Source organism: Bacillus sp. TH25, from assembly GCF_016650935.1.
Classification (GTDB): Bacteria; Bacillota; Bacilli; order Bacillales; family Bacillaceae_G; genus Bacillus_A; species Bacillus_A mycoides.
Genome location: NZ_JAEKEU010000008.1, coordinates 293,250 through 300,906 on the forward strand (window position 1 = coordinate 293,250; position 7,657 = coordinate 300,906).

Consider the following 7,657-nt stretch of genomic DNA (forward strand, 5'->3'; position numbering starts at 1 on the left):
TCACAAATAAGTTCGCCATAAAAAACGTCATTTTAATCATTAAAAATGACGTTTTTTTATATTCTTAAAGCCTTTGCATCGCACTCTCAATCCTCTTTGTCAAATCAGCTGACACTTTATGGAAATACCCTAAAACTACCTTTCTTATATCATCGGAGATAACTTTCAAATCACTAGCTAAGTTTTCAGCAAGATGTTCTTTTTCGATTTGTGATAACTTCGCATAATATTCACCAGGCTGCACAAAATCGTCTTGCTTAGTTATGGAAGTTCTTTCAAGCTTTCCTTCAACGTATCTTCCGTCACCGCTAGTTGTTTGATTAGCAGGTGTCCAATTTTGCTGTTGGTTGATCGCTATTTTACGAAATTCAGGTCCAATTCTTCTTCTTTGAGAATCACTATAAATGTTAGCGCGACCTTGTAGCATTTTATCATCTGATAGTTCTGCACCGTCTAGTAAATTAGAAGGGGAGAAAGCGACTTTTTCTACTTGTTCTTTATAGTTTTCAGGATTTTTATTTAATACCATTTTGCCTACTGGTATAAGAGGATACTCCTTTTCATCCCATACTTTTGTATCATCTAAAGGGTCATAAGAAAGGTGTGTTTCATCTTTAGGATCCATGAGCTGGACATATAAACCATATTCCACTGCTTTACCAGCCTCAATTGCATCGTATAAATCTTTCCCGCTATAATCAGGGTTTTCGGCAGCTAGTTTATTTGCTTCCTCACTAGTAATAAATTGCACACCTTCAAATGGATACCAATGATACTTTACGTACTTTCGATAACCTTGAGCATTTCTCCAAACATATGTATTTACACTATGTCCTGGAATGTGGCGAAGACTTTTTGCCGTACCAGCATCAGAGTATAAACGGACAACAAAGTGAATGGATTCGGGTGCTCTAGCGACAAAACTCCAAAATCTATCAGGGTCTATTAAGTTATTTTTAGGTGAAGGCAACAACGCAGTAATAGTTTCAGGGAAACGCATCGGATCACGAACAGAAAAGACAGGAAGGTGATTACATAAAAGATCAAATACGCCTTCTTTTGTATAAAATTTTGTAGCAAAACCGCGTACATTTCTAGCAGTATCAGGTGTTCCTTTCGTACTAACCGCTAATGAAAATCGCACCATAACAGGAATTTTCTCATTAGAATTTTGTAAAAAGCTTAGTTTTGTATGTTCAGACATCGGATATATCGTTTGAAAATAACCGAATGCACCAAATCCTTTTGCATGAACAGGTCTTTCTAAAATTTTTTCATGGATAAATTCTTGTAACGCCTCGTGCAGTACATTATCTTGCTTTAAAATAGGTCCACGTGAACCAACTGTTTGAGAGTGAAGTATAGCTGGTTCAGTAAGTTCTCGATTGCTATTAAAGTATTCTCCTAATAAAGACTCCTTCTGTTTATCATGTTTTTCATTCATCGACATAGCCCCCAAAATTTTTTCGTTGATTGTTACTAAATATGATTCTTTAGCCTCAATTATGTATTACATACGAAGTTCAAATTTATAACAGACCGCTAGATGAAAAAAACGTGTATGTAGTGGACCTGTTGAAATAGAAGAAATTATGAAAAAATGAATATCGGAAAGAGAAATAACACGTTTTAGAAAACCACAATTAAAATTTCAATCTTAAAAATGAATTTATACATGAATTTATAGAGAATTAACATAAATAAACAGGGAAAATAACTAGGAGGAATTTAAAATGTCGGATTGGTTTCAATTGGATAAAGAATATATGATGCCTACGTATTGTCGTACGAAGGTTGCAATAGAAAGAGGAGAAGGGTGCAAGCTTTATGATGTGGATGGTAAAGAGTATGTAGACTTATTTTCTGGTGTCGGAGTAAACGTATTAGGGTATAATCACCCGAAAATTGTGCAAACGACAATGGAACAAGTTACGAAATCGCTGCATCTACCGTTTCATTTTTTAAACCCAGTCGCGATTGAGTATGCAAAGAAATTAGTTGATTGCTCTTTAAAAAACGGAAAGGTCTTTTTTACAAACTCAGGTACGGAAGCGACAGAAACAACGTTGAAATTAATTGATAAGTATAGAGCTAATACGCATGAGGAACGTGAAGGAATCGTAGTGCTGAAGAATAGTTTCCACGGGCGTACGTTAGGAGCACTTCATTTTACGAGACAAGAAAGTGTATATCAAAATTTCCCTAAAACATCGATTCCTGTATATGAAGTAGAGCGCGAGAATATAGAGCAATTAGAAGAAACAATTGTTAAAGAAAATCCAATTGCGATTATGCTAGAGCCTGTATTAGGTAGCGGGGGGATATACCCTTTATCGGGTGAATATTTACATGGTGTTCAAAACTTATGTAATAAATATAATGTCATTCTTATCGTTGATGAAGTTCAAAGTGGTATGGGGAGAACTGGTAAACTATTTGCTTATCAAAATTTCAATATTACACCGGATATTATTCAAATTGGTAAGGGAGCAGGAGGCGGGATACCGCTTGGCGGAATTATTGTAGGTGAAAAGTTATGTGATGTATTTGCACCAGGAGATCACGGCACAACGTTTGCTCATTCTTCAATGGGAACGGCTTTAGGGTTAACGGTTTTAAATACATTGATTGACGATGGTTTAATGCAAGAAGCGTATGAAACATCACACTATCTAAATGATAAATTGCAAGAAATTCAGAAAGAAAATTCTTATTATATTCAGGAAGTACGTCATGCTGGAATGATGTTTGGAATTAGTTTGAATGATAAGAATGAAAATGTTAAGAAATTACAGGTGGAGCTAATGGAGAAAGGAATGTTAGTTGATGTTACACAAGGGAACATCATCCGTTTACTTCCTCCATATATAATTACTAAAGAAGAAGTTGATGCATTTATTTATGAGTTTATCTCCTGTATTCATAGCTTATCAGCTATAGCGAGTGTTTAAAAAACTTTATAAAAAAGCACCTTATTTTTAATTCAAATAGGAAGAAAATAGGGGTGAAAAAAATAAATTTACGTATTAAAATAAAAAGCTGAAAAAGGTACGCGTATAGCGCCTTCTTCAGCTTTTTAAAATAGTAAATTACTTAATCTAGGAAGCATCTCGTTGGACAAATAATTAATTATGTGAAACAATAATAACAGATAAGGAGACGTTGCTTTTCCTTAAGTGCTTCGTATTGAATTTATTCTAGTAAGAGAAGGTGTGCTTAAAGAAGTTAAATTAAATAAGGGGCTGTTTTACTATATGCAACAAAATAATGATTTGAATTTTGAACCTCAAGACGTTAATATTGTCAATCCTAAACAAGCCAGGAAAGCAGTTATTGCTACTGGTATAGGGAATGCAATGGAGTGGTTTGACTTTGGATTATACGCGTATTTAGCGGTAATATTAAGTCAACTATTCTTCTCAGGTGTGGATAATAGTGGTTTGCAACTTGTACTTACATTTGGTACATTTGCAGCGGCCTTTCTCGTTCGACCAATCGGAGGTATTTTCTTTGGTAGAATAGGAGATAAGTATGGCCGAAAGATTGTTTTAAGTACAACTATTATTTTAATGGCACTTTCTACATTATTCATCGCATTACTACCAACCTATGAACAAATTGGTGTATGGGCACCAATACTACTTTTAATTGCTCGAATGATTCAAGGCTTCTCTACAGGCGGCGAATATTCAGGAGCAATGGTTTATATCGCAGAATCTTCTCCAGATAAAAAGCGTGGTATACTCGGTAGTGGTCTTGAAATTGGAACACTCTCAGGTTACATTGCTGCCTCGGTAATTGTTACCATTTTAACGTTATTATTAACAGATGAGCAAATGCTCAGCTGGGGATGGCGTATTCCTTTCTTAATTGCTGCACCAATTGGTTTGGTCGGTTTATATTTACGACGTCATTTAGATGAATCTCCAATCTTTCAAGAGATGGAAAAAGCACAAGAGGAATCTGAAGACAACGAACAATTTTCATTTATGGATATATTAAAATATCACAAAAAAGACTTCTTATTAAGCACAGTAATTGTTGCCTTCTTTAACATTACAAACTATATGATCCTTTCGTATATTCCTTCTTATTTAACACAAGTACTAAAAGTCAAAGAAACAACGGGCTTATTAATTATTTCAATTACGATGGCACTTATGATTCCACTAGCACTTTATTTCGGTAAATTAAGTGATAAAGTAGGTAATAAACGTGTAGTACAAATTGGTTTACTCGGTTTAGCATTATGTTCAATTCCAGCATTTTTATTAATTGGTAACGGACATATTGTAGCTATGTTTGCGGGTATTTTCATTTTAGGTTTCTTCCTTAGTGTATATGAAGGAACATTGCCTTCGTTATTACCAGCACTCTTTTTCACCGATGTACGTTATCGTGCGCTTTCTATCTCCTTTAATATTTCTGTATCTATATTCGGTGGTACAACGCCGCTTGTATGTTCATACTTAGTTCATGCTACTGGTAATCCACTGGCACCAGCATTTTATTTAACCGGTGTAAGTGTAATTGGATTAATTGTGTTTAGTGTACTGTTTGTCACAACATCAGGACGTGCACTAAAAGGTTCTTATCCTACTGTAGAATCGAAAAAAGAAGCACATCAAATTGCTAAAGAGGATCCTGAAGAAACACTTTGGTGGCATGAAGAATCTTTAGAAATTGAAGCAGGAAAAAAAGCATAATTTGTGAAAAGCAACGTGGACTTTTACACAAAAAGACTCCTAGTTTAATAGGAGTCTTTTTGTATACATCATTTTCTCTTCTTCTTCAAACTCTTCTGATACGCATAAAGCTTATGAACCTCTTCCTTGAATTCATGCAGAAGTACAGTGTTTTCACCATTTGAATAACGCACTGCATTATACGCGTCTATAATAATATGACTCTGAATATTTACCTCTTCTTCATGATTTATTCTTTCTAGCCAAGCCGCAACAGTTTCTCCTCGTTCTCGGTTTAAAGGAGGAGATAGTTTACTCTCAAGTTTGAAAATTTCTTTTCGAATGTCGTTATTTGGTGGCTTATTTCGTTTGAACCGTTTTTGGCCGATTTCTTCTTTATCAGTAATGATTGTAGATTCAAAGACTGGTATATTTGGTAAACTTAAATGTTTTCGTTTTTTTACTATTTTCCAAACGACGTAAATAGCGATGGCTGTACAGGCTATTATTGTAATGCTATTTATGAGAGTTGGATCAAAAGGACGCTGCCCCAATTCCTCTTTAATTTGAGGATCTTTTAAATTTCCTTTATTCGACCAAAAGTCGTCTGTATCTTTTAATGCAGCTGCCGAGAACAATGGATTTAAAGCATAACCAAATCCTAAGGCAACTACTTGTATGATATAAGAAAAAAGAAGCCGAATATAAGGAAATACCGGAATAAGTAAAGCGCTAATTATTCCAATCGTAATAATAGAAGTGAAACGTAATAGCTGTTGATTACGATTGGAACCTGTTAACCAAAATGTAATCATAATGTGTAAAGTTAATAGTAACAATTTCCACAATGGCGGAAAGGGGGCATAAAATATAGCTGAAACGACAAACCATACAATACCGCCTAACGATTTTTGTACTGGATATCCCGGTCCAACAGAGTGTACGATAAAGAAAAACAGTGGTAATAATATTGTGCCTAAAATAGAGAAAGGTAGAAATAAAGAACAACCGATTATTTGAATAACTAACAGTAGTACAAAACCTGTTGTTTTTTTATTCATAAATTTATGAATAAGAAATATTCCTACATAACCGGTCACTAAAAATATAGCAATACCAACTAGTTCGTCCCTTTCTGTTAATAACGAAAGGAGGAGGAGCAGAATAAAGTCATTAACGTGATAGAGCCAAGTTTTCAAGCTTTTCCACCATCCCTTCATTATTAATGAGGAACGCAGGCTGAGATAGAAGAGGGAGCTCCTTTTTCTGCAAACCAATGTATATCATTGTAGATGAGCGTTCCCTTTTTCTCGTTACATAGTGAAGAAATCCTTGTTTCGGAAGTAGCGTACTATCATCTGAAATACGTGCTAATTCTTCTAACGCTTTGGCGTAATGTGTTTGTCCTTCGTTTAATGGTAAAAGCAAAGGGCCACCTTCTGCTAAAACGCTAATAAATAACTCAAACGGAATTTGATGCTTCGTTGCGTATTGGCAAATGTATGTTGTAAAAGAAATAAGGTCTTCTACATTCTCTTTCCAACCAAACCCACGATCAGCAGCTAAAGAAAGACAAATTGTCCAACTATAATTTTTTACAGGTTCATATTGCTTCGCTTGTAACGCCTGCATTTTAGCAGATGCTTTCCAATGAATAGAGCGGAAAGATTCACGTTCATATCGTTTAACACCGATAATGGATGTTTCATCATTGTAAAAAGAGAAATTCGTTCGATACGAACCTGTTAATAGTTGCTGAAGTTCTTGTAAACCGGCTACCTCTTTAGGAGAAGGGTACACAATAATTTCAGCCTTTAACTTATCGACAACAGGTAAATGTACAGTTAAAAGATGAAAAGGATCTTTTAAAACACATTCGAACTGTTCAATTTGAAACACACCACGCTTCGTTGCGGTTAATGTTAAATCCCATTTTTGTGCTGAATGAGCAGGTTGTGAAAATGGGAAAGAAAATAACGTTTTCGATATTTGTTCAATCCCTTGATCCTTATGCGGTATAAGAGATGAATTTAAATGAAAATAACAAACGCCGTTAACGAGTGGTATATTTGCACCATTTTTTAAATGAATAAAAAACTGTCCAGATTCATCAGGGAAAAGCCGAGTTGTTTGTTTTTCATTTATAACTTGAAATCTTTTCTCTATGTAAGCGACATATTTATAAATGAAAATCGCAAATAAATAGTAGAAGAAAAAGAGAAACATAATAATTCGTTGCGGCAGAAAAAACGTAAATAGTATAGCGCCTGGCACAGTTAATTGAATGATGTGGATTTGAAAAAATAAAGGTACAGTTACAACGCGCTGTCCATTCATGCTTGTTCAATCTCCACAGGTACGTCAACTTCTTTTAAAATCCTTTGCATGATTTCATTTTTTGTCGTGCGTAAGGCACCTTCCATCGATAAGACGATACGGTGATTCCAAACGGAAGGAACTAAAAATTGTATATCTTCAGGTATACAATATTCTCTGCCGCGTAAAAAGGCTAGTGCTTGAACGGCACGTACTAAAGCTAATGTAGCACGTGGGCTTACACCGTTAGCAATGTAATCATGATTTCTTGTAGCGTGAGCAAGTTTAATAATATAGTGTTCTAACGGTTCTGATACGAAAATTTCTTTCACTTGTTTCTGCGCTTCTAAAATGTCCTCTAGAGAAATGACAGATATGACGCTTTCTAACGGTGCATTGTTGCGAAAACGTCGCATCATTTTTAATTCATCTTCAGGAGACGGATAACCAATTGAAATCGTCATTAAAAAACGATCAAGTTGTGCATCTGGAAGCGGGAAAGTTCCTTGTGATTCAATTGGGTTTTGTGTCGCAATAACGAAAAACGGTTTTGGAAGAGGAGTTGATTGCTTTTCAAGCGTCACTTGTCGTTCTTCCATCGCTTCTAACAAACTAGACTGTGTTCTCGGCATCGGTAATTTGAGTTGGCTAATTTC

General features: G+C 35.2%; 6 protein-coding genes. 2 read left to right on the plus strand and 4 right to left on the minus strand.

Annotated elements, in window-relative coordinates:
• Positions 1-64 precede the first annotated feature (64 nt).
• Positions 65-1,444, minus strand: a complete 1,380-nt coding sequence (locus JFT89_RS04510) for a catalase (protein ID WP_033706912.1) — start codon at positions 1,442-1,444, stop codon at positions 65-67.
• A gap of 289 nt (positions 1,445-1,733) precedes the next feature.
• On the opposite strand from JFT89_RS04510, the gene JFT89_RS04515 reads away from it, so the two are divergent.
• Positions 1,734-2,951 (plus strand): aspartate aminotransferase family protein, encoded by a 1,218-nt coding sequence (locus JFT89_RS04515; protein ID WP_002065968.1) that lies wholly within the window; start codon positions 1,734-1,736, stop codon positions 2,949-2,951.
• Positions 2,952-3,254: 303 nt separating this feature from the next.
• Complete coding sequence (locus tag JFT89_RS04520; protein ID WP_002084815.1) at positions 3,255-4,706, plus strand: MFS transporter; 1,452 nt, start codon at positions 3,255-3,257, stop codon at positions 4,704-4,706.
• A gap of 68 nt (positions 4,707-4,774) precedes the next feature.
• Here JFT89_RS04520 and JFT89_RS04525 read toward each other — a convergent pair whose 3' ends face one another.
• The 3 genes from JFT89_RS04525 to JFT89_RS04535 form a co-directional block, all read right to left on the minus strand.
• Complete coding sequence (locus JFT89_RS04525; RefSeq protein WP_033706913.1) at positions 4,775-5,884, minus strand: DUF4018 domain-containing protein; 1,110 nt, start codon at positions 5,882-5,884, stop codon at positions 4,775-4,777.
• Positions 5,859-7,022, minus strand: coding sequence for a DUF58 domain-containing protein (locus tag JFT89_RS04530; protein WP_201039518.1), 1,164 nt, complete (start codon positions 7,020-7,022; stop codon positions 5,859-5,861). The genes JFT89_RS04525 and JFT89_RS04530 overlap by 26 nt, the downstream gene beginning before the upstream one ends.
• Positions 7,019-7,657 (minus strand): AAA family ATPase (locus tag JFT89_RS04535; RefSeq protein WP_201039519.1); only part of this gene is annotated, 639 nt, incomplete at its 5' end. The genes JFT89_RS04535 and JFT89_RS04530, both read right to left, overlap by 4 nt.

What these genes read in the sequence shown, in the direction of transcription:
- JFT89_RS04510 (WP_033706912.1), bottom strand. Translation starts at nt 1,444, where the DNA reads ATGAATGAAAAACATGATAAACAGAAGGAGTCTTTATTAGGAGAATAC.
- JFT89_RS04515 (WP_002065968.1), top strand. Translation starts at nt 1,734, where the DNA reads ATGTCGGATTGGTTTCAATTGGATAAAGAATATATGATGCCTACGTAT.
- JFT89_RS04520 (WP_002084815.1), top strand. Translation starts at nt 3,255, where the DNA reads ATGCAACAAAATAATGATTTGAATTTTGAACCTCAAGACGTTAATATT.
- JFT89_RS04530 (WP_201039518.1), bottom strand. Translation starts at nt 7,022, where the DNA reads ATGAATGGACAGCGCGTTGTAACTGTACCTTTATTTTTTCAAATCCAC.